This is a genomic window from Okibacterium endophyticum, assembly GCF_054780075.1.
The window spans coordinates 602238-626286 of sequence record NZ_BAAGXA010000005.1 but is presented as its reverse complement, the minus strand read 5'-3'; the positions used below and the strand labels follow the sequence as shown (position 1 = coordinate 626286).

Genomic DNA, 24049 nt, shown 5'->3' with positions numbered 1-24049 from the left:
TCACCTCGGTGCGGCCCGTCCGGAAAGGTCACCTCGGTGCGGTGTCCAAGAGTCGGTCGGTCTCGGCAGCGGTCGGCGCGGTCGCCGGGCCTCGGCGCGACACCGCGACCGCCGCGGCGGCGTTGGCGCGTCGCACGGCATCCGCGAGCGGCTCTCCCCTGAGCAGGGCGGCGACGAGCACACCCGTGTGCGCGTCACCGGCACCGGTCGTGTCGATGGGATCGACCGGGAACCCCGCGATCGCCCGGGTCTCACCGCTGCCGTCAGCGACGATGCATCCGGCGGCGCCGTCGCGGGCGAGCACTGTTCCACCACGGCGAAGCCGCTGAACGGCCTCCGCTGCCGCCAGGGCGAGATCGGCCGGTCCGGTGCTCCCCGCGAGCAACCGCATCTCACGGGCGTTCGCGGTGAGGACGTCGGTGCGCGAGAGCACCCGCTCGAGCACGTCCGGCGGCAGCTCGGCGACGAGCGGCGACGGGTCGAGCACAACCTTCGTGCGCTCCGGCAGCGTGTCGAGCCATCCGGGAAGCGCCGCCGCGTTCACCGGGTGCGCGAGACTGTAGCCCGAGACCACAACGATGTCGTCGTCAGCCGCCGCGACCGAACCGATCGCCGTGGCGTCGAGCCGGCCCTCTGCTCCCACGTGGGTGATGAACGTTCGCTCGGCCGTCTCGTCGACGATCACGATCGAGTAGCCGCTGTCGACGTCGTCGAGCCCTGGCTGCGCGAGATCGAACCCCGCGTCGGCGAGCGCGGACCGCACGATCCCGCCGAAGATGCCGGCCCCGTACTGCCCGGCATAGAGCACATCCGCCCCGTCGCGGGCAGCAGCGATCATCACATTGTAACCGCCGCCGGCCGTCACCTCCGATGATCCGGCGATCGTGTCACCTCCTGGCTCCGGGATGCGGTCGACATCGACGACGATGTCGACGATGACATTGCCGGTGTAGACGAGACGGCCGGTCATCAGGCCTGTCCCGACCGCGCGGGCTGTGCTTCGGCATCGGGTTCGCCCGAGAGGCTATCGCCGCGTGCACCGCCCAGAAGAAGGTAGCCGCCGCCGGCCACAACGAAGGTCGCTATCCACGCGATGCTCTCCTGGCCGACGCCGCGCATCAGGTAGCCGATCGCGATCGCCGCGATCCAGGCGCCGACCGCCCGCCATTCGACGCCGCCGTGGTACCAGTACGCACTCGCCCGACTGAGATCCATAAGCGCGTCGGCGTCATACCGATGCCTGCGGATCATGTCGACGAGAAAGACGCCGAGCCAGGCCGTGATCGGAATGGCCAGCAGCGAGATGAACGCGATGAACGGGCCGTAGAAGTCGCCGGCCACGAGCATAAAGTAGACCGCTCCGAGGAAGGTGACGATCACATCCACCGTGACGGCATAGACACGACGCACCCGCAGGCCGAGGGTGAGGGTGGTGAGCCCGGCGGAGTAGACGGAGAGATGGTTCGACAGCAGCAGTCCGCCGAAGGCGGCGATCAGGTACGGAACCGCCATGCCGGCCGGCAGCAGCTCCCTGATGGCCGCCACCGGGTCGGTGGCGGATGCCAGAGACCCGTCGCCGGCCGTGAGCAGCGAGCCCAGTCCGATCAGCAGGATCAGCGGGATACCCGCGCCAGCGGCACTCGACGCGATCAGATGCGCAGCGCGAGCAGAGGTGTGCTGGTAGCGCGACATGTCCGCTCCGGCATTCGCCCAGCCGATCCCGGTGCCCGCGGCGATGGTCGCGATGCCGAGCAGCACCGCGCTGATGGGACCCGCCGGCATCGCTGCAACCGCGCTCCAGTCGATCGTCGCGACGAGAAAACCGCCGACGACCACGTTGAGGGCTCCGAAGATCCACGTCGCCCACTTCTGCACCACGAGGATGGCCGCGTGCCCGAGACCGGACACCAGCAGCGTGCACGCCTCGAAGATCGCGATCGCGACCAGCACGAGGATGGGCGCCTCTTTGGTCACGATGGCCGTGCCGGAGAAGATCGCGAACAGCGAGAGGAGCACGAAAGCGCCGGTGGTCGTGTTCACCGTCTCCCAGCCGAGCCTCGACAGCAGGGAGACGAAGGTTGGCCCGGCGTTCCCGTGGACGCCGAACACGGCACGCGAGAGCGTCATGCTCGGGGCGCCGCCCCGGCGACCCGCGATCGAGACGACGCCGACGAGGGCGAACGATCCCGCCGAGCCGATGACCGCCACCAGCACGGCCTGCCAGATGTTCAGCCCGCTCGCGACCAGTGTGGCGCCGAGCGGAAGCCCGAGGATCGAGATGTTGGCTGCGAACCAGACCCAGAACAGCTGCAGCGGCCTGCCGTTGCGTTCAGGCTCGGGGACGGGTTCGATGCCGCGCTGCTCGACGGCGGAGATGACTCCGCTGGGGACGGCGTTGTCGTTCATGGATGCTCCAAACATCATCGGTGGAATCGGTCGATCCGCGGCCCGGCTACGGGCCCTCGCTGTGTGGCCGCAGACCTGCGCGCAGATCGAGCAACCCGGTCGCGAGCGCGTCGAGCTCGAGGCCGTTGAGACGTTCGACGGCAGCCGTCGCGTCGGCCGGCCAGGCATCCGGCCCGTGCACGGCGCCGAGCACGGCACCGGCCATCGCGGCGACGGTGTCGCTGTCGCCGCCGTATGCTGCCGCATCGCAGAGGGTCTGCCAGGGCGACGACGAGACGGAGGCGAGCGCGAGAGCGGCCACCACGGACTCCTGTGCCTGGACGGAGGTGCCGATCACGTCGGTCACCAGGGAGGCACGCTCGGCGACCGGGGCGTCGCGCAGGAGTGCGGCGGCCCAGCGGATGCGCGGCCCGATTCGGCCGCCGGCGACCCAGTGCCCCCGTCGCTCGGCGAGATCGGCTGCCGCCACGGCGGTCTCGAGGGCATCGTCCATCCCCGCGCCCGCGACCCCTGCGCTCACCGCAGCTCCGACCGCTGCGGCCGCCGCCAGTCCGATGCTGGTGTTGTGGGTGATCTGAGAGGCCCGGGCGACCGCGTCGACGAAGGCGTGGAGGGGCTCGGCGGGGGTCGCGATGCCCACGGGCGCGATGCGCATCGCCGCGCCGTTCGTGGCTCCGAAACGACCGGCCTCCTCAGGTGGGACGCCGTTGTGCAGCCGTGACAGCGCCGCCTTCGTCGATGGCCCGAGCAGGTCGAGCGAGCCGGCGTCGATCATCCTCTGCTCCCAGGCGAGCAGGCGGTCGGCGAACACACCGGGGTCGATGCTCCCGCCGGACTCGACGAGCAGCTCGCCGAGGAGCACCGCCTGCTCGGTGTCGTCGGTGATCCGCGCGGCGGGCATCCCCACGGCGATGCGCTGGTTCGGCCCGGCGGCGATGAAGCGGTCGATCACGCCGTAGTCTGCGGCGATCTGCTCGGGAGACATCGACTGGGTCGGCATCCCGAGCGCGTCGCCGAGGGCGAGACCGCGCAATGCGGCGAGGGCGCGGGAGCCGGTGGTGGTGGTGGTCATCGGGATTCTCCGAACGTGAGGTGGACGCGGAAGTGCCGGGGATCGAGAAGGCTGGAGACTCGCTCGACGAGTGCGCCGTCGCGGTCGCGGACCGTGCGCAGGCTCTGCAGGAACGGCGTCCCGGCCTCGCGCTCGAGCACGATCGCGTCGTCGTCGCCCAGCTCGACGAGCCCCACCTCCTGCTCGCCGCTCGTGGGGCGGAGTCCAGCGACAACAAGGGTCCTGGTGAGGGAGGCGTCCACGAGGCCTGTTCGCGGAACATCGCGGATGCGCCCGACCGCGGGAACCCGGCTGCGCTCGAGTGAGATCGGCGTGCCGTCGTCGAGAAGGCGCACGCGATCGAGCGCGAGGAACGCGCTCACCGGAGCACCGGTCGCCGTCGCGAGGGCGGGGTCGTCGACCAACTCCATACGGAGAGTGGTGACCGTCGTCCGGGCGCCGCTCGCCGCGAGCGACCTCCCCCATCCCTCGCTCTGGTCGATCGCCTGGCCGTCGAACACAACGAACGACCCGATTCCCGTTTTGGTCGCGATGAGAGCCTCGTCGGCGAGCTGTGCGAGCACACGGCGGATGGTTCCCCTGCTCACCGCGTAGTGCCGAGCGAGCTCCTGTTCTCCGGGAAGCATCGTGCCATGGTCGTATTCCCCCGCGAGGATCGCCGTGCGAAGACGATCGACGATGACCGCGCTCTTCCCCGGCGAGCGCGAGAGGTGTCCTGCAGCTCCGGTCGACATGGAACATGACACTACCTGTACAGTACCTGTACTGCAACTAGGCTGATGGCGTGACCCCATCCAGCGACCGGCCCTGGCTGAAAAGCTATGCACCGAACGTCCCAGACCACATCGACGCTCAGACCGGCTGGCTCGGCGATCTCGTCGCGACGGCTGCAGAACGCTACGGCGACGCCGTCGCCCTCGAGTTCTTCGGCGCGACCACCGCATACAGCGAGTTGCAGGATGCCATCGACCGCGTGGCAGAGGGACTCCGCGGTCTCGGTGTCGGGCACGGAGACACCGTCGCGCTCGTGCTGCCCAACTGCCCGCAGCACATCGTGGCCTTCTACGCCGTCCTCCGGCTCGGCGCGATAGTCGTCGAGCACAACCCGCTCTACACACCGCGCGAGCTCCGGCACCAGTTCGAAGACCACGGCGCCAGAGTCGCGGTTGTCTGGAACAAGGTGGTCGACACGATCAGGGAATTCCCCTCCGATGTCGCTGTCGATCAGCTCGTCGCCGTCGACGTGACCAGGGCGATGCCGTTCGGCATGCGTTTCGCACTCCGCCTGCCGATCCGCAAAGCCCGCGAGTCACGCGATGCCCTCACAACGAAGACCCGGGGCGCGACGGCGTGGGAGAGGCTGCTGGCGTCAGCACCCCTCGACCCCGACCACGTGCGCCCGTCGACGAACGACACCGCGATCATCCAGTACACCTCTGGCACTACAGGAGACCCGAAGGGGGCTGTCCTCTCGCACGGCAACCTGCTGGCCAACGCCGCCCAGGCGAGGGCGTGGGTACCGACGATCCGACAGGGTGACTGCGTCGTCTACGCGGTTCTGCCGATGTTCCACGCCTATGGGCTGACGCTGTGCCTCACGTTCGCCATGAGCATGGGCGCACGTCTGGTCCTCTTTCCCAAGTTCGACACCGACCTTGTGCTGAAAGCGGTCCGACGGCATCCGCCCACCTTCTTTCCGGCCGTGCCGCCCATCGCCGAGCGGCTGCTCAACGCGGCGAAAGAACAGAACATCTCACTCGAAGGCATCGACATCGCCATCTCGGGTGCGATGAGCCTGCCCGAGTCTCTTGTGGAGCCATTCGAGCGTGCAAGCGGCGGATACCTCATCGAAGGATACGGTCTCAGCGAGTGCTCCCCCGTGCTGATGGCCAATCCGGTCGCCGAGCACCGCAGAGCGGGAACCGTCGGGCTGCCGCTGCCGAGCACGGAGGTTCGTGTCGTCGATCCGGAAGACATCACCGTCGAGGTGCCGTTCGGCGCCGAGGGCGAGCTGATCGTGCGTGGCCCTCAGGTCTTCTCGGGCTATTACCGCAAACCGGATGAGACGGCGGCTGTCCTGAGCGATGACGGCTGGTTCCGAACCGGTGACATCGTGACGATGGATGCCGACGGTTTCGTCTCGGTCGTCGACCGCATCAAAGAGCTCATCATCACAGGTGGGTTCAACGTGGCGCCCACGGAGGTCGAGAACGCCATGCGCCAGCACCCGGACATCGATGACGTCGCCGTGATCGGCCTCCCGAGCGCCCACTCGGGAGAAGACGTTGTCGCCGCTGTCGTTCCCCGACCCGGTGCGCAGCTAGACGAGGCAGGCATCCGCGAGTGGGCGCGCACTCAGCTGACCCCGTACAAGGTTCCCCGCAGGATCGTTACGGTCGATGAGCTGCCGAAGTCGCTGATCGGAAAGGTCCTGCGCAAGCAGGTGCGCGACGAGCTGCTGGCCGCCGAGCGCTGACCGCCGCACACTATTCGTCGAGAGCGTCAGGCGCCTGCTCGGCACCCAGAGCATCCGGGCCCTGCTCGGCACCCAGAGCATCCGGGCCCTGCTCGACCCCCAGAGCATCCGGGCCCTGCTCAACATCGAGAGCGTCAGGCGCCTGCTCGGCACCGAGAGCATCCGGGCCCTGCTCGACCAGAATTCTGAACTGCTCCGCGTCGATGATGCGCAGGCCGAGCTGCTCGGCCTTCGTCAGCTTCGATCCGGCGCCGGGCCCTGCCGCGACGAAGTCCGTTTTCTTCGACACACTCGACGCGGCCTTGCCTCCCGCGGCGATGATGGCCTCTTGCGCGCCTTCACGACTGAAGCCCTCGAGCGAACCGGTGGCCACAACAGTGATTCCCGAGAGCACACCACCCGCGTCGTCCGCGCTCCCAGGGCCGGGATGCCCAGGGGTCGAGAACTGAACACCTGCAGCGCTCCACCGCTCGATGATCTCGCGGTGCCAGTCCACGTCGAACCAGTCGAGCACGGCATCGGCGATGATTCCGCCGACGCCTTCGACAGCGGCGAGGTCTTCTCTGGATGCCCCGCGAATCGCATCGAGCGAGCCGAAGTGGGTGGCCAGCGCACGCGCCGCCACCGGCCCCACGTGACGGATGTTCAGCGCGACCAGGATCCGCCACAGCGGCTTCGTCTTGGCCTTCTCGAGTTCGTCGAGGAGTTTGAGCGCCGCAGACGACAGCACGTGATCTGCATCTCCGTCGAAGGGGCCGTCTGGTGTGTATGGCGGGTCGGACTTCTTGCGCTGCCTGCGGAACGGTGATCGGCTGTCTGGCGCGCCGTCTTCGCCGAGTCGGAACATCCCGGTCTCGGAGTCGCGGACCACCACATCGATCGGGAACAACTGCTCGGCGGTGAGGTCGAACAGTGCAGCCTCGGTGACGAGGGGCGGTGTCGACGGACGTAGCGGTTGTGTCAGGGCCGCCGCCGTCACTTCGCCGAGCACCTCAATGTCGAGCGCACCGCGACTGCCGATGTGCTCGACCCGTCCGCGGACCTGGGCCGGGCAGCTGCGGGCGTTCGGGCATCTCAGATCGATGTCGCCCTCTTTCGCGGGTGCGAGGCGGGTTCCGCACTCGGGGCAGAGATCGGGCATCACGAACTCGCGCTCGCTGCCGTCGCGCAGCTCGATGACCGGCCCGAGCACCTCGGGGATCACGTCGCCCGCCTTGCGCAGCACAACCGTGTCTCCGATGAGCACACCCTTCGCCTTCACAACATCTTGATTGTGCAGCGTGGCCTGCCGGACCTCGCTCCCCGCGACACGCACCTTCTCCATCACGGCGAAGGGAGTGGCCCTTCCGGTGCGGCCGACGCTGACGACGATGTCGAGGAGCTTCGTGTTGACCTGCTCAGGCGGGTACTTATAGGCGATCGCCCAGCGTGGCGCCCTGCTCGTGGCGCCCAGCTCATCGTGCAGGGCGAGTTCGTCGACCTTGATGACGATGCCGTCGATCTCGTGTTCGACGCTGTCGCGGTGCTCCCCGTAGTAGCGGATGAACTCCGCCACCTCTTCGGCCGTGCCGAAGACGCGGTAGTGGGAGCTCGTCGGAAGGCCCCATTCGGCGAGCATCTCGTAGATCTTCGACTGGCTGTCGACGGGCGGGTTCTGCCAGGCTCCGATGCCGTGCACGAGCATCCGCAGCCGGCTCAGGCGGTCATGCATCAGGGCGAGGGCCGCCGCGGTCTTGTTCTCTGCTTTCTGCCGCAGGCTTCCCGATGCCGCATTGCGCGGGTTCGCGAACACCCGCTCACCGGCCTCTGCCTGATTCGCGTTCAACTCGCGGAAGGCCTCGACGGGAAAGAACACCTCTCCCCTGACCTCGACGATCGGCGGATGCCCGCTGCCGGCCAGGCGTTTCGGGATGCCGTTGATGAACGCGACGTTCTCTGTGACGTCCTCGCCGGTCACACCGTCTCCGCGGGTCGCAGCCGTGACCAGGCGACCGTACTCGTAGCGCAGGTTGAGCGCGAGCCCGTCGATCTTGAGCTCGCACAGCCAGTCGACCGGTCGCGATGAGTCTCTCACGACTCGCTCGGCCCAGGCCTCGAACTCTTCGATGCTGAACACGTTGTCGAGGCTCAGCATGCGTTCGGCGTGCTCGACGGGGTCGAACAGCGACTGAGCCTTGCCGCCGACCGTCTGCGTCGGGCTGTCTTGCCCCTGCAGTTCGGGGAACATCCGCTCGAGTTCTTCGAGACGGTGCATCAGTGCGTCGTACTCCTCGTCAGAGGCGAGCGCCTCGTTGCGCTGATAATAGGCGTCGCGCAGTTCGAGGATGCGTGAGGTCAGCTGTTCGACTTCGGCATGCGCGCTGTCGAGCTCGTCTGGAGTATCGGCCACGACATCAGTCTACGAAGATCCGCCGACATCCTGCCCTGCCCTGCCCTGCCCTGCCCTGCCCTGCCCTGCCCTGCCCTGCCCTGCCCTGCAGCCTCTACTCGGCTGCCTATGTGACCTTTGCGGACCTATGTGCCCGAAGAATCTGCCACCTACGTCCGCAAAGGTCACATAGAGCACACCTGCGCACGCGCAGACCACAGCGGTCTGCCCCGGTGCAACCCCCTTGCTCGAACAACGCTACAGCCGCCGACCGCTGCTCCTCCGACAGCGAACTTCGCCGATCCATACAACTGACCCCCGGGAATCGAAACTGAATATCTCAGTCCAACTCCCGGGGACCAGTTCACAGCGGCGGGGCCTTTCGCGTGCAGGTGCAACAGCTCAGATGTCGAATACCGTTTGGGCGATCGTCTGGAAGAAAGCTCGCCGCTCTTCTACGGAGTACGGAAGGTTATCGAGTTCTTCGACTTCGGTGCCGACAAACTGATACGGGTAGTCCATCGCATACATGACTCGATCGGCGCCCACCACCGAACGCGCGAAACTGATCGCCGGCTCCCACGGCATGCCACTGGTCGTCAGCCAGATATGTGTCTTCAGATACTCGCTGGGCCGCTGCTTCAGCGGCTTGATAGCCGCATAGCGGCCAGCCGCGACCTGCTTGGCGTGCATGTGGTCGATGCGGTGCATCCAGTAGGGCAGGCCCTCACCGAGATGTCCGACGACGAGACGCAGATCGGGCACGCGATCGAAGAGCCCGCTCGTGATGATCCGCAGCAGGTGCAGCCCGGTCTCGGCCGCGAACCCCCAAACCGCGCCATCCAGGCCCGATTCGACGTACGGACGGATAGCGTCGTCCGGCAGCGTCTGCGGATGCAGGTATACCGGCACACCGAGGTCGGCCGCTTTTTCCAGGATCGACAGATAGCGCGGATCATCCAGGTAGGTGCCTTTGATGTGCGAATTGGCGATGAGCCCCTTCAATCCGAGCGTACCGATTGCTCGGTCGAGCTCATCCACAGCGGAGTCGGCATGCTCAAACCCCACGGCAGCGAGCCCTGAGAAACGGTCAGGGTGTGCACCCACGGCCTCCGCGATGCGATCATTCGCCAGCTGGGCGAACTCACGAGCGGCACCCACTTCGAGTACCTGAGTGCCCGGTGATGTGAGTGAGAGGATTTGATGGTCGATGTGGGCGGAATCCATATCGGCGAGCCGGCGTGCACCAAGATCGGTGAGCCGCTCGACCACGCTGCGTGGCTGCGGGTGCGGAGATGTGAGGAAGTAACCCATGAGGGAACGGAACCCGATCTCGACATCGTCCTCACGCAGCATGCGAAGGTATTCGTCGATCAACTCCCGCGGCGCGTAGGCCTCCTCGGCGGCGATCCTTCGGTATGGCCGATTCTCCCACTCGGAGGCTTCGACGGAGTTAGAGGCGCTCATGAGTCCCCCTCCCCGTGCCCTTCGTATCTTTGTCGTCGTCCACGTTTATCCACCTTTCGATTCCGGGGAGCTGGGCAGCGGCGTCGCTGAACCCGGCGATTGCGTGTTCCTGCGTACAGTGATGCAGGGAGAGGCCGTGCGTGCGCCCAATGCCTGATTGCTTCACGCCACCGAATGGCGCTCGAGGCACGGATGCCCCTAGCCGATGTGCGTTGACGAAGGTATCGACGGCTTCACTCAGTATGGCCCCGCGTTCAACGGGCGTCAGATCCCGCCAGGCCGGAAATGCCGCATTCGCCGAGGCAACCGCCTCGTCCGTGAGTACCCCGTCAACGGCCTGCACATCTCCGATGCGAACGCCGTTCGCCGGATTGAGCACCGGAATGGTCCCCGAGCATCCAAGGATCTCACCAGTGATGTACGCCGTCGCGGTTCGCCACTCAGGCCGTACCGTCGTGCTCGCTGTATCTGCCACATCCGTCAGAATCCACGTTTATCGGCCGCGCGTCACTGTGCGCTACGCACAGAAACAAGGCCGAGTACGGGTGTCAGCGACAGTTACAGCGCGTGTAGTGCCCACCGGTACAGGAGAAGTATCTCGGCGAGATGCATGAGTTCGCCGTGCCGACTCGAAACGTCATCCGCCTCGGCTGACCAGCGCCGGTCTCCGCGTCGAGTCCCACTGCATGCGCCAGACCGATGTCACTGCATCCGCACACTTCCGCAACTCGTCTTGGCACTCAGGCGAACAGCTCAGGCGAGGGCGGGAACCGCGCTGACGGTCCTGTCGATGGTGCACTGGCCGAGCACCCGGGTGCCGACGTAGACCACGGCGGTCTGCCCCGGCGCCACGCCGTTGAGCGGCTCGTCCGGAACCACGACGAGCTCGAACTCCGAACTCGTCTGCGCGCTGCGCGACTCGGAGATCTGCTCTGCGCCGGCCGGGTAGTCTGCGGGATCGACCCTGGCGAGGCGCGCTCGAGCGGACACAGGGTCGGCGTGCGCCCTGATCTGCACCTCGCACGCGAACTCGTCAGTCGTGCCGTCGCCGGAATCGCTCGTGTAGCCCGAGGCCACAGGATCGAGACCCGCCCAGCTGTATTTGCGCCCCGCGATGAGCGAGACGTCCAGTGCCTCTTTGGGGCCGACGACCACCTCGTTGGTCTTCGGTCGCACCTCGAGCACAAAACGCGGTTTTCCGTCGTCTGCGGGGAACCCGATGTTGAGGCCCTTGCGCTGGCCGACGGTGAACGCGTGCGCCCCCTGGTGGCTTCCGATGCGCTCACCGGATCGGTCGAGGATGTCGCCGCTCTCGGCTCCGACACGGTCGGCAAGCCATCCCCTGGTGTCACCGTCAGGGATGAAGCAGATGTCGTGGCTGTCGGGCTTGTTCGCCACGCTGAACCCGCGCTCGGCGGCCTCAGCACGCACCTCGGCCTTCGAGGGGGTGTGTCCGAGAGGGAACATGGCGTGCGCGAGCTGCTCCGACGTCAGCACACCGAGCACGTATGACTGGTCCTTGGCCCACGCGCTCGCCCTGTGCAGCTCACGATTGCCGTCGGCATCCGTCACGATCGAGGCATAGTGCCCGGTGGCGACCGCGTCGAAGCCGAGATCGACGGCCTTCTCGAGCAGTGCGGCGAACTTGATCTTCTCATTGCAGCGCATACACGGGTTCGGTGTGCGGCCGGCCGTGTACTCCGCGATGAAGTCATCGACGACATCGAGCTTGAACCGTTCGGAGAAGTCCCACACGTAATACGGGATCCCGATGATGTCTGCCGCGCGCTGAGCATCCATCGAGTCCTCGATGGTGCAGCATCCGCGGCTGCCTGTTCTCAGGGTTCCCGGCATCCGGCTCAGCGCGAGATGCACCCCGACCACCTCGTGGCCGGCTTCGAGCGCGCGCGCCGCAGCCACCGCGGAGTCGACCCCTCCAGACATTGCCGCCAAAACTTTCACCCGGCAAGTGTACGCTTCCGATTCTGAGATCGACCAGCCAGTCGTCTGAGATCGACCAGTCAGTCGCCTGACGCGGCGCTCGAGAGCCACCCCCTCACCGGCGAGCGCCAGAGCCGAGCTCCGTCTCGCGGTCGGACCGCCCAGCCTTCGCCGCCTGCTCCACGGCGGCAGGCAGCGCGGCGAGCAGCCGATCGATGTCTTCTTCTGTTGTGGTGTGACCGAGACTCATGCGAAGCGCACTCCTCGCCGTCGCCTCGTCGCGCCCCATGGCGAGCAGCACATGCGACGGCTCCGGGATGCCCGCCTGGCAGGCTGAACCGGTCGAGACGGACACCCCGGCCATGTCGAGCAGGAACAGCAGCGAATCCCCCTGGCAGCCGGGAAAAACGAAGTGGGCGTTGCTCGTGAGCCGCTGAGCCCCGGTCGCACCGTTGAGACGTGCGTCTGGAACCCTCTCGACGATGCCGTCGATCAGCCGATCCCTCAGCGAAGCAAGCCGCACCGCTTCGGCATCCAGCCGTTCCGCCGCGAGCTGCGCGGCGCGCGCGAACGATACCGCGCCGGCCACGTCTTGTGTGCCAGAACGAACCTGACGCTGCTGTCCCCCGCCGTGCAGCAGAGGCTCGATCGTCGCCTGACGAGCGAGCACAAGCGCCCCCGTACCGACCGGCCCTCCGATCTTGTGCGCAGAGACGCTGAGCGCGACAAGGCCGGCGTCGCCCTGTGATCCGCTCGTCCGTCTCAGCCCACGAAAGTCGACGGGCAGATGTCCGTATGCCGACACCGCATCGATGTGCAGAGGGATGCCGGCGCGCGCGGCGATCGTGGCGATCCGCTCAACGGGCTGGATGCTCCCCACCTCGTTGTTCGCCCAGATCGTCGTCATCAGCGCCACACGTCCGGCATTCTCGGCGAGCGCCCGCTCGAGATCGGCCTCGTCGATCAGACCCTCGTCGTCGATCCGTATCCATCTGAGCGTCGCTCCCTCGCGCCGCTCGAGCCATTCGAGGGTGTCGATGCTCGCGTGGTGCTCACCGCCGGGAGCAAGGATCACGGGACGCGACCCCTCGGAGTTCCTCGACCAGTACGCGCCCTTCAGGGCGAGGTTTATCGCCTCAGTCCCTCCGGAGGTGAGCACGACTTCGATCGGATCGCATCCGAGGGTCGCGGCTATCGTCTCCCTGGCCTCTTCGAGCATCCGCCTGGCCCTCTGGCCCTGCGAATGGATCGACGCCGGATTGCCGACCGTGCGCATGGCGTCCGCGTATGCGGTGATCGCCTCGTCACGCATGGGAGTCGTTGCGGCATGATCGAGGTAGACGGTCATCGCAGCACTCCTCTTATCGTTATGGTCTGGCCCGTGCGTCTGGTCTGGTCTCGTCGGGGCCGTGCGTGTGGGGCCGTGCGTGTGAGCCTCCGTCTGAACGGGCCGGAATCACTCACTACTCTAGATCGCATGGCATCAGGCGATCATCTCGCGCGGCTCGGCGTGCGTCACACCTCCCACGGCGGTGAGCTCCGTGTGTGGTCGGGGGCGGCAGAGGCGATGGACCTCGTCGTCTTCGGCGAGAAAGACGTGAACTGGATCACCAGGACGGTGCCCATGCAGCGTTCCGCCGACGGCGTCTGGGTCGGCCGCACCCGCCGGCTCAAGCCGGGGGCTCGGTATGCGATCCGCGCGTCTGGCACAGACGGCCCCAGGCACGCATTCGATCCGGAGCGGCTGCTGCTCGACCCATACGGGCGCGGTGTCATCCGCGCCGGCGCAGGCGCCTATCGCTCCGTCGTCGTCGATGACGACTTCGACTGGGGCGGTGTCGGCAAGCCGCTGGTGCCCCTCGACCGCACGATCATCTATGAGGCGCACGTCAAGGGCCTGACCCGGCTTCAGGAGTCCGTCCCCGAGCATCTGCGCGGAACCTACGCCGGACTGGCGCATCCGGCGACCATCGACGCCCTGCACGACCTCGGTGTCACATCGATCGAACTGCTCCCCGTGCAGGCGTTCGTCTCTGAGCAGCGGCTCGTCAAGCAGGGCCTCACCAACTACTGGGGCTACAACACCCTCAGCTTCTTCTCACCGCATGCCGACTACGCCTCGCGCGAGGCCCAGCAGAACGGGCCGAGCGCCGTGCTGCGCGAGATCAAGGGAATGGTCAGGCTCCTGCACGAAGCTGGCCTCGAGGTCATCCTCGACGTCGTCTACAACCACACGGCAGAAGAGGGCAGAGGCGGCCCGGTCAGCAGTCTCAGGGGTCTCGACAACAGCGCGTACTACCGGCAAAACGACGACGGGGATTACATCGACACAACCGGATGCGGGAACACCGTCGACTACTCGCATCCGGTGGCACAGCGGATGCTGCTCGATTCGCTGCGCTACTGGGCGAATGACGTGCAGGTCGACGGGTTCCGCTTCGACCTCGCCCCCACCATCGCGAGGAACGACAGCGGCGAGTTCGACCCGCAGCATCCGGTTCTCGAGGCCATCGGACGGGATCCTGCGCTCTCGAGCACCAAGCTGATCGCCGAGCCGTGGGACCTGGGCCACGGCGGCTGGCAGACGGGCAATTTTCCCCCTGGGTGGAGCGAATGGAACGACAGCTACCGCGACCGGGTGCGCAACTTCTGGTTGCGCGATGTGTCGTATGCCAGAACAGCCGAGCATGCGCCCGTCGGAATCGGCGGTTTCGCGACGCGCCTGGCCGGGTCGTCGAACACCTTCTCTCAGGAGCGCGGCCCGCTCGCCTCGGTGAACTTCGTGACGGCGCACGACGGGTTCACCCTCGCCGACCTGGTGTCGTACGACGTCAAGCACAACACGGGGAACGGCGAATCGAACCGAGACGGATCCGACAACAACCGGTCATTCAACCACGGCGTCGAGGGCTGGACCGACGACCCGGTTGTGCGCGCAGACCGACAGAAGGCCATACGCAACCTGCTCGGCACGCTTATGCTGTCGGCCGGCATCCCGATGCTGACGATGGGAGACGAGGCCGGCCGCACGCAGAACGGCAACAACAACGCGTACTGCCACGACTCAGAGCTCACCTGGCTCCACCCCGTCTCGAACGAGTGGCAGCGTGCGCTGCGCGAGCATACCAAGGCACTCATCCGTCTTCGAAACGAGAACCCCGCGCTGCGGCCGGTGAGGTTCGGCCGGTTCGGCGAGACGACGCCGAGCGCGAGCCAGATGGACTGGTACGACGCCCGCGGCCAGACGATGAGCGAAGAGGACTGGACGAGCCCGGCCAACCGCACTCTGCAGTACCTGGTGGCCTCGACTCCCGAGTTCGAGGAGTTCAACCGCGTGCTCCTCGTTGTGCACGGCGTGGAGGCGCCCACCAGTGTGACGCTCCCCCGTCACGACGGGGTCGGGCGCTACGAACGCCTGTGGAACAGCGCGGACACCTGGCCGGCCGACGAACGGCCGGTCTGGATGCCCGGGGACGCAGCCGAGGTCGCCCCCACCTCGATGCAGCTCTTCCGCGCTGTGTCCAGCTGAGCCCTCTCCCACAGACGAGCCATTGGGACGGAATCTTGGACAGCAGGAGAAGGCAGCCAACTGCCCGGAAACGCAACGGCTTCGGTCGCCGGAGGTTCAGGAAACTCGTGCGGTCGCGATGAAGCGCTCGACGACGATCAAGCGGTCGTGGGCATACGAGATGCTCGGTGTCGTCTCAGCGCTCTTCATAACGATCACTGTCGTCTCGCACCTTGCCAGCTCCGACCGGTCAGTGCTTCTCTACACCGACGGCGATTCACTGTTGAACGTTCTGGTGGCACACTCAATCAGTACGGGGCAACCGCAGGATTGGGCGATGTCGTCGGTGCTCTTCCTCCCAGAGATCGCTGTGTATGGGTTGCTGTCGCTCCTGAGTCTGCCTGTGGCCGCAACGCTCACGATCAACGCTGTTGTGAATTTCATGGTCCTGTACACGTCGATTCGTTATGTCGCAGGCAGAAACGGGTCTTCGCTTACAGCAGTTGCAGGGTCGTTGCTGGCTTTCAGCGCGTTTAGCGCGCTCGCCCTGCTCGAAAGCTCGAGCAGCAGAAGCAGCCTTGAGCTGGCAAGCCTCATGGCGACAACCACGTATTATTCCGCAACCATAATCGGCGTCGTACTCACCGTCGGCGTCCTCTGGCGAATCGCCGACGACCCACGGCATCACCTGCTGTCCCGCACAGTGCTCCTCATACTCATATCCGCACTATCCACAGTGACGAACCCGATCTACGTCGCCTGGGCCACGGTGCCGCTGACAGTGCTGGTCATCGTCTGGGCTTTCGCGAGCCACTCCACCCGTCGGCACGCTTTCTATGCGCTTTCCGGAATGCTGGGTGGCACAGCACTCGGTTTCGCCTGCCGCGTGCCCTTCAGCAGCATGATCGCCAATTCCGGCGCGTCTTATATTCGCCCGTCCGACTGGCGTCATTCGGTCGACTACTACTCGGCGCTGCTTGTAGAGAGAGGAGGGTCCTTTGAGGGCGCGATAGCACTCCTTCTCGTCCTAGCGCTCATAGGTCTTGCAGCCTGCTGCAGCGTGATCGCTTTTAAACGTCGTTCCGCTGGAGCCACGCTTCTGGCCAGCGCCTCCTGGTTCGTGCCCCTCGCGGTACTCGTCGGGGCCATCATGGTGGGCACTCACGCTTCTCGATACCTGCAGCCCGTGCTCTTCATGCCAGCCCTGTCTCTCGTTCTGCTCCCGTCTCTGCTGCCCGAACACGTCAGATCTCGTGCGCTCTCCCGCGGTGTGAGCGCACTCATAGGAACTATCGGGGTGATCCTCATCGCGGCGACTGCATTGATCGGTGCGCCTCGACTTGTCCAGAGTGTGAAGGCCCAAGGGTCTGATCCCTCGCTGAGATGCGTTACTCAATGGATCGACTCATCGGGACGGGTAGGCGCCGGGCAATTCTGGACGATCCGCGCCCCGAAGGCGTATCTCGACGATCCGCGGCAACTCGTTCAGGTCGATGCGAGCCTCAACCCCTACCATTGGCTCGTCAACCGCTCCGATTACCGCGGTGTTTCCGTGTCTTTCTTGGTGAGCGACAGCCGATCTCCCGCCTTCGAGTTGCCAGACGACGTTTTTCGCTCACAGACCTCAGAGATGATCTCGTGCGGCACCTACACGATCACGGATTTCGGCGAAGGTGAACTCGAGCTCGGCCAACCCCGGTCATGATCACTCCTACTCGGCAGAGGTCACGAGCCCGAGCTCTGCCGTGCCCACGAGCAGGTCGTGCTGGGGAACGACCCTCACGGTGTAGCCGAAGCTGCCGGCACGCGTCAGCGCGAGGGTGCCTGCATATTCGACAGCGCCGGAGCGCGGCGTGGTCATGCTCACCCGCCCGTCATCGACGATGGGCTCGAGTTCGTGCACACGCGTTTCGGCGAGTGTCTCGCCCTGCTCGACGCGACCGTAGACGACCTCGACGGCGACATCGTCGGTCGTCAGCCCGTCGAGTTCGACATAGACACGAAGATGCAGTTCTTCTCCGACCTGCGGCACAGAGTCGAGTCCACCGGATTCCACGTGGGCGATGGCCACCGACGGCCACGCCGTGCGCACCCTCTCTTTCCAGGCAGAGAGCGACTTCGCGGCGGCATAGCCGTCGGCACGCAGTTGTGCTCCGCTGCGGTGGGCCTCGAGATAGAACTCACGCACATACTGCTCGACCATACGATCGGCGCTCAGACGCGGCGAGAGCGTCGACAGGGTGTGGCGAACGCTTCGCATCCACCTGACGGGAATACCGCTGTCGTCCCTGTCATAGAAGCGGGGGGCGATCTCGTGCTCAATCAGGTCATAGAGAGCCTCGGCCTCAAGACGGTCGCGCTCCTGCGGCCCGACGGAGTCGTCTGCAGAGGGGATCGCCCATCCGTTCTCTCCGTCGAAGTACTCGTTCCACCAGCCGTCGAGGATCGACAGGTTGAGAGACCCGTTGAGCGCGGCCTTCATCCCGGATGTGCCGCACGCCTCGAGCGGGCGCAACGGGTTGTTCAGCCAGACATCGGTTCCCGGGTACAACGACTTGGCCATCGCGATGTCGTAGTCCGGCAAGAAGACGATGCGCTGCCTGATGTCCTCGGCGGCGGCGAACTGCACGAGCTGCTGGATGAGCCGCTTGCCCTCATCGTCTGCCGGATGCGACTTTCCCGCAACGACGATCTGCACCGGATGCTCCGGGTGCAGCAGAATGCGCCGCAGGCGTTCCTGATCGTGGAGCATCAGCGTGAGCCGTTTGTATGTGGGAACCCGCCTGGCGAAACCGATGGTGAGGATGCCGGGGTCGAGCAGGGTATGCACCCAGCTCGGCACGATCGACCCGGGGTTCCTGCCGGCGATGTCCGCAGAGACCCGCCGCCTGGCATCCTCGACGAGGAGTGCCCGCATCTGATCACGAGCGTTCCACAGCTCCGCGTCCGACAGGTTCTCCGAGCTCCAGTCGGCGGCGCTCGTCTCCGTCGTTCCGAGGGACTCACGCGCGAGGCGGGAGAGCACCGGATGCGTCCACGTCGCCGGGTGCACGCCGTTCGTGATCGATCCGATCGGAACATCGGTGGCGTCGAAACCCGGCCAGAGCGGGTTGAACATACGACGGCTGACCTCACCGTGCAGTCGTGAGACCCCGTTCGCCCGTTGCGCGAGACGCAGTCCCATATACGCCATGTTAAAGACACCCGGCGAGGCCTCCGGTCCCACCTCCCGTCCGAGCGCGAGGGCATCGTCGGCGTCGACCCCCGGCAGCAGGTCGCTCTCGAGATAGGTGCGGATCAGGTCGACGCTGAACCGGTCGATGCCTGCGGCGACGGGGGTGTGAGTGGTGAAGACGGTTGATCCACGCACCGCCTGAAGGGCTTCGTCGAAACTCAGTCCGACGCCGATGAGGTCGGCGATCCGCTCGAGTCCGAGAAAACCGGCGTGTCCCTCGTTCGTGTGGAACACCGTTGGCATCGCTCTCCCGGTGAGCTCCGACCAGAGGGCGAGAGCCCTGACGCCGCCGATCCCGAGGAGCAGTTCTTGCCGCAGGCGGTGCTCCTCTCCCCCGCCGTAGAGTCTGTCGGTGATGTGGAGCAGCTCCCCCGAGTTCTCGGGAATGTCGCTGTCGAGCAGGAGCAGACTCACTCGCCCCACCCGTGCCTCCCAGACGCGGGCGCTCATCGTCTGGCCGTCTGGCAGCGCAAGGGTAACGACGGCGGCGGAGCCGTCTGGCAGGCGAAGCACACGCAGCGGCAGTCCGTCTGGGTCGACGACCGGATAGGTCTCCTGCTGCCAGCCGTCGTGTGAGAGCGACTGGCTGAAATATCCGGCGCGATAGAAGAGCCCGACCCCGACGATCGGCACACCGAGATCAGACGCGCTCTTGAGGTGATCGCCCGCCAGGATCCCGAGGCCACCCGAATACTGCGGAAGCGCTGCGGCGATGCCGAACTCCGGAGAGAAATAGGCGATCGACTGCGGCTTCTCGCCGTCGAGGCCCTGATACCAGCGCGGTTCGCCGAGGTAGCGCTCGAGGTCGGCGTTGAGATCGTTCAGCTGTTCGACGAAGTCATCGTCGGCCGCGAGCTCGTCGAGGCTCGCCTGTGTGACGTGGGCGAAAATGGCGGCGGGGTCGTGTTTTCCGCTCTCCCAGAGTTCTGGCGCAAGCCTCGAGAACAGGTCACGGGTCGGGCCGTGCCACGACCAGCGCAGGTTCCCCGCGAGTGTGGTCAGGGCGGACAGCCGCTCCGGGAGTGCGGGTCTGACGGTGAATCGTCTGATGGCTTTCACGCTCCTCAGCATAGAAGCGCAGCGTTAAGGGCGTGTGAATACTCGGTGAGCGGATGCCCGCGACGTTCGGGAGTTGCGCCCCGATTCGGGGTACGGTCGGGGTGTGGCGAACAAGCGAAGAGGTAATGCCGGCAGTGTCGTGCCGGGGGCAGCAGCAGAACAGTCCGGGCGTCCGTCACCGAGCCGAGCCGAGCCGGCCGCGGCATCCGCCCAGGCGGCGCCCCTGCCGGGGACCGCACAGGGTGCCCGGTCGGCCCCTCCAGGCACCCTGGTCGGACGGATTCCGATCCTCGACCTCTCACCGAACCTCGCGAACGGGCGTTGGAGTCCGAAGGCGTTCGCCGGTGAGATCGTTCCGTTCCGTGCGACGGCGTTCAGGGAAGGCCACGATGCCATCGGGGTCGAACTCCTTCTCACAGCGCCGAACGGCGACGAGACGACGCATCGTATGACACTCGTCACGCCGGGAACCGACAGGTGGGAGACCGTCGTGCGCCTCGACGACGAGGGAACCTGGACGTACCGCATTCGTGCGTTCGCCGACGATTTCGCGACCTGGCGGCATAACGCGACCATCAAGGTCGATGCGGGGGTCGATGTCGAGGTCATGTTCCTTCTCGGGGCCGAGATCTGTGAGCGCGCCGCCGCGGAATCTGCGCGCGCCGCAGATGAGGTTCGTTATCTCACCGAGGCGGCGACCCGGTTGCGCGGGCACGATGACGAGCTGCGACGTGGCCTGCTCGACGATGGCCGGCTCGCGCGCATCCTGACGGAACGACCGGTCGCGAGCCTGCAGAGCATCACGCCGGAACTGCCCATCCGGGTGGAGAGGCGACGAGCGGGATACGGAGCGTGGTACGAGTTCTTCCCCCGATCGGAGGGTGCGGTCAGGCGCGCAGACGGCTCGTGGCAGTCCGGGACCTTCCGCACCGCGGTCCGCAGGCTCGAGGCGATAGCCGAGATGGGCTTCGACGTTGTGTATCTGCCGCCGATCCACCCGATCGGAGTGACGAACCGCAAGGGCCCGAACAACAGCCTCAAAGCCGGACCACACGATCCAGGGTCGCCGTGGGCGATCGGGTCGTCTGCGGGCGGTCACGATGCGATCCACCCCGATCTCGGCACGGTCGACGACTTCCGGAGCTTCGTCCGGTCGGCCTCGGAGCATGGGCTCGAGGTCGCCCTCGACCTCGCGCTGCAGGCGTCCCCAGACCACCCCTGGGTGCGCGAGCATCCCGAGTGGTTCACGACGCTGCCGGACGGCAGCATCCGTTATGCGGAGAACCCGCCGAAGAAGTACCAGGACATCTATCCGATCAACTTCGACAACGACCCGGACGGCATCCGCGCCGAGGTCCTCCGAATCGTGCGGCACTGGATGGCTCTCGGCGTGCGGATCTTTCGGGTCGACAATCCCCACACAAAGCCGGTCGAGTTCTGGGAATGGCTGATCGGCCGGGTGAACGACGAGCACCCCGACGTGATCTTTCTCGCCGAGGCGTTCACCGGGCCTGCCATGCTCACGACACTCGCCAAGGTCGGCTTCCAGCAGAGCTACACCTATTTCACCTGGAGGAACAGCCGTGAGGAGCTCGAGGAGTTCCTCACCGACATCGCCCACAGCACAGCCGAATACCTGCGGCCCAACCTGTTCGTGAACACCCCGGACATCCTCACGGAGTACCTGCAGTTCGGCGGTCCGGCCGCATACACGATCCGCGCCGCCATCGCGGCCACTGCCGCCCCGGTCTGGGGGGTGTATTCGGGGTACGAGCTCTTCGAGAACGTCGCACGGCCCGGCTCAGAAGAGAACATCGACAATGAGAAGTACGAGTACAAACCACGCGACTTCAGCCGTGCCGCCAAAGAGAACAGGTCGCTCGCGCTCTTCATCGGGATGCTCAACCGCATCAGGCGGGAACATCCGGCCCTGCAACAGCTCAGAAGCCTGCACGTTCACTCGAGCGACGATGATGCCGTCCTCGTCTACAGCAAATACCTCGAGGCCGCGCTGTCGCCCGACGGGGCCGCTGACGCCGTCATCGTCGTCGCCAACGTCGACCCCCACTCCGTGCGAGAGACGACAGTCCACCTCGACCTCACAGCGCTCGGGATGCTGCCGGGCACGTCGTTCCACGTCACCGACCTCATCACGGGCGACGACTGGCTCTGGGGCGACAGCAACTACGTGAGGCTGGATGCCTTCACCCGACCGGTGCACATCCTGCACGTCTCGCAGGTGGGCTCATGACGAACGACGACATCGACCGCCACGTTCTCGACGCCGTGTCACTCGGCGAGCACTTCGCTCCGCACGAGGTCCTCGGCCAGCACCGCAGCGCGGACGCCGTTGTGATCAGGGCGCTGCGCCCCCTCGCACGGGCGGTGACCGCCGTGCTGGACGACGGGACCCGCATCCCTCTCGCCCACGTGCACAACGGCATCTGGGAGGGCACCCACAGGCACGGCATCCGCGACTACATGCTCGAAAGCGCATATAACGACGACACCCCCGCCTGGGTGGCGGACGACCCCTACCGGTTCCTGCCGACGATCGGCGAGATCGACCTTCATCTGATCGGCGAGGGCCGGCACGAGCGGCTGTGGGACGCCCTCGGGGCTCATCGTATGCAGCACGAGGGCACCACGTGGGTCACGGACGGAACCGCGTTCCGCGTGTGGGCGCCGCACGCGAGGGCCGTCAGGGTGATCGGTGACTTCAACGGCTGGGACGGCACCCTGCATGCGATGCGCAGCATGGGACCGACGGGTGTGTGGGAGCTCTTCATCCCCGGTGTCGCCGCCGGTTCGCTCTACAAGTTCGAGCTGCTCGGTCAAGACGGCGTCTGGGTGCGCCGGGCAGACCCGATGGCGCGGTTCACCGAGCATCCCCCGGCCAGCGCGTCGGTTGTGGGCGAGAGCGGATTCAGCTGGACCGACGAGCCGTGGCTGGAACAGCGCGCGTCACGAGACCCACACAGTTCCCCGATGAGCGTCTATGAGATGCACCTCGGCTCATGGCGCCCGGGGCTCGGCTATCGAGACCTCGCTGACCCGCTGATCGGCTATCTCACCGAGCTCGGGTACACCCACGTCGAGTTCCTGCCGCTCGCCGAGCATCCGTTCGGAGGGTCGTGGGGGTACCAGGTCACCGGCTACTACGCCCCGACGAGCAGGTTCGGGCATCCGGACGACCTCCGGTATCTCATCGATCGCCTGCACAACGCCGGCATCGGGGTGCTGATGGACTGGGTGCCCGGGCATTTCGCGACGGACGAGTGGGCACTCGCGCGATTCGACGGACAGGCGCTCTATGAGCATCCGGACCCCCGCCGGGGCGAGCACAAGTCGTGGGGCACCTATGTCTTCGACTTCGGCAACCGTCAGGTGCGCAACTTTCTCGTCGCGAACGCGCTCTACTGGATCGAGGAGTTCCACGTCGACGGGCTCCGGGTCGACGCCGTCGCGTCCATGCTCTATCTGGACTACTCGCGCGAAGACGGGGAATGGCTGCCGAACGAATACGGCGGACGAGAGAACCTCGACGCGATCAGCCTGCTGCAAGAGGCGAACGCCACAGCATACAAAAGAAACCCCGGCGTTGTGATGATCGCAGAGGAATCCACGAGTTGGCCGGGCGTCACAGCGCCCACAACGGCCGACGGCCTGGGATTCGGGCTCAAGTGGAACATGGGCTGGATGCACGACACGCTCCAGTACATCGCCCACGACCCGCTGTATCGCTCCTATCACCACGGAGACATCACGTTCTCGTTCGCCTATGCCTTCAGCGAGAACTTTCTTCTGCCGATCAGCCATGACGAGGTGGTGCACGGCAAGGGCTCGCTCCTCGCCAAGATGCCGGGAGACCACTGGCAGAAACTCGCGAACATGCGGGCCTACCTTGCGTTTATGTGGGCGCATCCGGGCAAGAAGCTGCTGTTCATGGGGCAGGAGTTCGGCCAGCCCTCCGAGTGGTCTGAGGCCAGGGGCCTCGACTGGTGGATTCTCGATCAGCCCGTGCACCGCGGCCTCTTCTCACTCGTCACCCAGCTGAACCGCCTCTACCGCGCGAACTCGGCGCTCTGGGCTCTGGACAACACCGACGCGGGATTCGAATGGATCGACGGGGGCGACTCCGCACACAGCATCGTGTCGTTCCTCCGCAAGGACGCCTCTGGCAACGCGATCGCGGTCATCGTCAATTTCTCGGGCACACCCGTCGGCCCCTATCGCATCGGCCTTCCCGCCGCCGGCTCCTGGCGCGAACTGCTGAACACGGATGCCTCTGAGTACGGCGGATCAGGTGTCGGCAATTTCGGCAGTGTCGTCGCCGTCGACGAGCCGTGGGCGGGGCGCCCGGCGTCGGCCGAGCTCACCGTCCCGCCGCTCGGCGCGCTGTGGCTCCGTCTCGAGCTCTGACCTCGACCGAGACGAGATCCCCGGCTTCGGACCGGCAGAAAAACGATCAGCCCGGTAGAAAACGACCAGCCCGTAGAAAACGACCAGCAGAGACG

General features: G+C 66.1%; 15 protein-coding genes. 5 read left to right on the top strand and 10 right to left on the bottom strand.

Annotated features, from left to right (window positions below):
• Positions 1 to 28 precede the first annotated feature (28 nt).
• The 4 genes from ACYVF5_RS07185 to ACYVF5_RS07170 are packed head-to-tail and all read right to left on the bottom strand — an operon-like array spanning position 29 to position 4212.
• Positions 29 to 970, bottom strand: coding sequence for a PfkB family carbohydrate kinase (locus ACYVF5_RS07185; RefSeq protein WP_460944776.1), 942 nt, complete (start codon positions 968 to 970; stop codon positions 29 to 31).
• On the bottom strand, positions 970 to 2406 hold the full coding sequence (locus ACYVF5_RS07180) for a purine-cytosine permease family protein (RefSeq protein WP_460944774.1): 1437 nt from the start codon (positions 2404 to 2406) through the stop codon (positions 970 to 972). Before ACYVF5_RS07180 ends, ACYVF5_RS07185 begins: the two co-directional genes overlap by 1 nt.
• Before the next feature lie 46 nt (positions 2407 to 2452).
• Positions 2453 to 3478: an ADP-ribosylglycohydrolase family protein gene (locus tag ACYVF5_RS07175; RefSeq protein WP_460944772.1), complete on the bottom strand. Its 1026-nt coding sequence runs from the start codon at positions 3476 to 3478 to the stop codon at positions 2453 to 2455.
• Positions 3475 to 4212 (bottom strand): GntR family transcriptional regulator, encoded by a 738-nt coding sequence (locus ACYVF5_RS07170; protein WP_460944770.1) that lies wholly within the window; start codon positions 4210 to 4212, stop codon positions 3475 to 3477. Before ACYVF5_RS07170 ends, ACYVF5_RS07175 begins: the two co-directional genes overlap by 4 nt.
• 50 nt (positions 4213 to 4262) lie before the next feature.
• Here ACYVF5_RS07170 and ACYVF5_RS07165 point away from each other — a divergent pair, with 50 nt between their 5' ends.
• The gene (locus ACYVF5_RS07165) at positions 4263 to 5954 is read left to right on the top strand and encodes a long-chain-fatty-acid--CoA ligase (RefSeq protein ID WP_460944768.1); all 1692 of its coding nucleotides are present in this window, start codon (positions 4263 to 4265) and stop codon (positions 5952 to 5954) included.
• A 10-nt stretch (positions 5955 to 5964) separates the two neighbouring features.
• On the opposite strand, the gene ligA is transcribed toward ACYVF5_RS07165, so the two are convergent.
• The 5 genes from ligA to ACYVF5_RS07140 all read right to left on the bottom strand — a co-directional run bounded on the left by ligA (position 5965) and on the right by ACYVF5_RS07140 (position 13078).
• Positions 5965 to 8343: an NAD-dependent DNA ligase LigA gene (gene ligA / locus ACYVF5_RS07160; RefSeq protein WP_460944766.1), complete on the bottom strand. Its 2379-nt coding sequence runs from the start codon at positions 8341 to 8343 to the stop codon at positions 5965 to 5967.
• Positions 8344 to 8724: 381 nt separating this feature from the next.
• On the bottom strand, positions 8725 to 9789 hold the full coding sequence (locus ACYVF5_RS07155; RefSeq protein WP_460944764.1) for an amidohydrolase family protein: 1065 nt from the start codon (positions 9787 to 9789) through the stop codon (positions 8725 to 8727).
• Positions 9776 to 10264: an aldehyde dehydrogenase family protein gene (locus ACYVF5_RS07150; protein WP_460944762.1), complete on the bottom strand. Its 489-nt coding sequence runs from the start codon at positions 10262 to 10264 to the stop codon at positions 9776 to 9778. Before ACYVF5_RS07150 ends, ACYVF5_RS07155 begins: the two co-directional genes overlap by 14 nt.
• Before the next feature lie 278 nt (positions 10265 to 10542).
• Positions 10543 to 11751 (bottom strand): tRNA 2-thiouridine(34) synthase MnmA, encoded by a 1209-nt coding sequence (gene mnmA, locus ACYVF5_RS07145; RefSeq protein ID WP_460944760.1) that lies wholly within the window; start codon positions 11749 to 11751, stop codon positions 10543 to 10545.
• A 94-nt stretch (positions 11752 to 11845) separates the two neighbouring features.
• Positions 11846 to 13078, bottom strand: a complete 1233-nt coding sequence (locus ACYVF5_RS07140; protein WP_460944758.1) for a cysteine desulfurase family protein — start codon at positions 13076 to 13078, stop codon at positions 11846 to 11848.
• A gap of 129 nt (positions 13079 to 13207) precedes the next feature.
• On the opposite strand from ACYVF5_RS07140, the gene glgX reads away from it, so the two are divergent.
• Positions 13208 to 15259 (top strand): glycogen debranching protein GlgX, encoded by a 2052-nt coding sequence (gene glgX, locus ACYVF5_RS07135; protein WP_460944756.1) that lies wholly within the window; start codon positions 13208 to 13210, stop codon positions 15257 to 15259.
• Between the two features lie 118 nt (positions 15260 to 15377).
• A complete protein-coding gene (locus ACYVF5_RS07130; RefSeq protein ID WP_460944754.1) occupies positions 15378 to 16943 on the top strand; it encodes a hypothetical protein in 1566 nt (521 codons plus the stop codon).
• A gap of 6 nt (positions 16944 to 16949) precedes the next feature.
• Here the strand turns inward: ACYVF5_RS07130 and glgP are convergent, their stop codons facing one another.
• On the bottom strand, positions 16950 to 19532 hold the full coding sequence (glgP, locus tag ACYVF5_RS07125) for an alpha-glucan family phosphorylase (protein ID WP_460944752.1): 2583 nt from the start codon (positions 19530 to 19532) through the stop codon (positions 16950 to 16952).
• Between the two features lie 103 nt (positions 19533 to 19635).
• On the opposite strand from glgP, the gene ACYVF5_RS07120 reads away from it, so the two are divergent.
• Positions 19636 to 21783: an alpha-1,4-glucan--maltose-1-phosphate maltosyltransferase gene (locus ACYVF5_RS07120; protein WP_460944750.1), complete on the top strand. Its 2148-nt coding sequence runs from the start codon at positions 19636 to 19638 to the stop codon at positions 21781 to 21783.
• Positions 21780 to 23954 carry a 1,4-alpha-glucan branching protein GlgB gene (gene glgB / locus ACYVF5_RS07115; RefSeq protein WP_460944749.1) on the top strand — a complete coding sequence of 725 codons (2175 nt, stop codon included), beginning with the start codon at positions 21780 to 21782 and terminating at the stop codon, positions 23952 to 23954. Before ACYVF5_RS07120 ends, glgB begins: the two co-directional genes overlap by 4 nt.
• Positions 23955 to 24049: the final 95 nt, after the last annotated feature.

Bases quoted from the DNA above. Each gene is read 5' to 3' on its own strand.
- ACYVF5_RS07185 (WP_460944776.1), bottom strand. From the start codon at position 970: ATGACCGGCCGTCTCGTCTACACCGGCAATGTCATCGTCGACATCGTC.
- ACYVF5_RS07180 (WP_460944774.1), bottom strand. From the start codon at position 2,406: ATGAACGACAACGCCGTCCCCAGCGGAGTCATCTCCGCCGTCGAGCAG.
- ACYVF5_RS07175 (WP_460944772.1), bottom strand. From the start codon at position 3,478: ATGACCACCACCACCACCGGCTCCCGCGCCCTCGCCGCATTGCGCGGT.
- ACYVF5_RS07170 (WP_460944770.1), bottom strand. From the start codon at position 4,212: ATGTCGACCGGAGCTGCAGGACACCTCTCGCGCTCGCCGGGGAAGAGC.
- ACYVF5_RS07155 (WP_460944764.1), bottom strand. From the start codon at position 9,789: ATGAGCGCCTCTAACTCCGTCGAAGCCTCCGAGTGGGAGAATCGGCCA.
- ACYVF5_RS07140 (WP_460944758.1), bottom strand. From the start codon at position 13,078: ATGACCGTCTACCTCGATCATGCCGCAACGACTCCCATGCGTGACGAG.
- glgX (WP_460944756.1), top strand. From the start codon at position 13,208: ATGGCATCAGGCGATCATCTCGCGCGGCTCGGCGTGCGTCACACCTCC.
- ACYVF5_RS07130 (WP_460944754.1), top strand. From the start codon at position 15,378: ATGAAGCGCTCGACGACGATCAAGCGGTCGTGGGCATACGAGATGCTC.
- glgB (WP_460944749.1), top strand. From the start codon at position 21,780: ATGACGAACGACGACATCGACCGCCACGTTCTCGACGCCGTGTCACTC.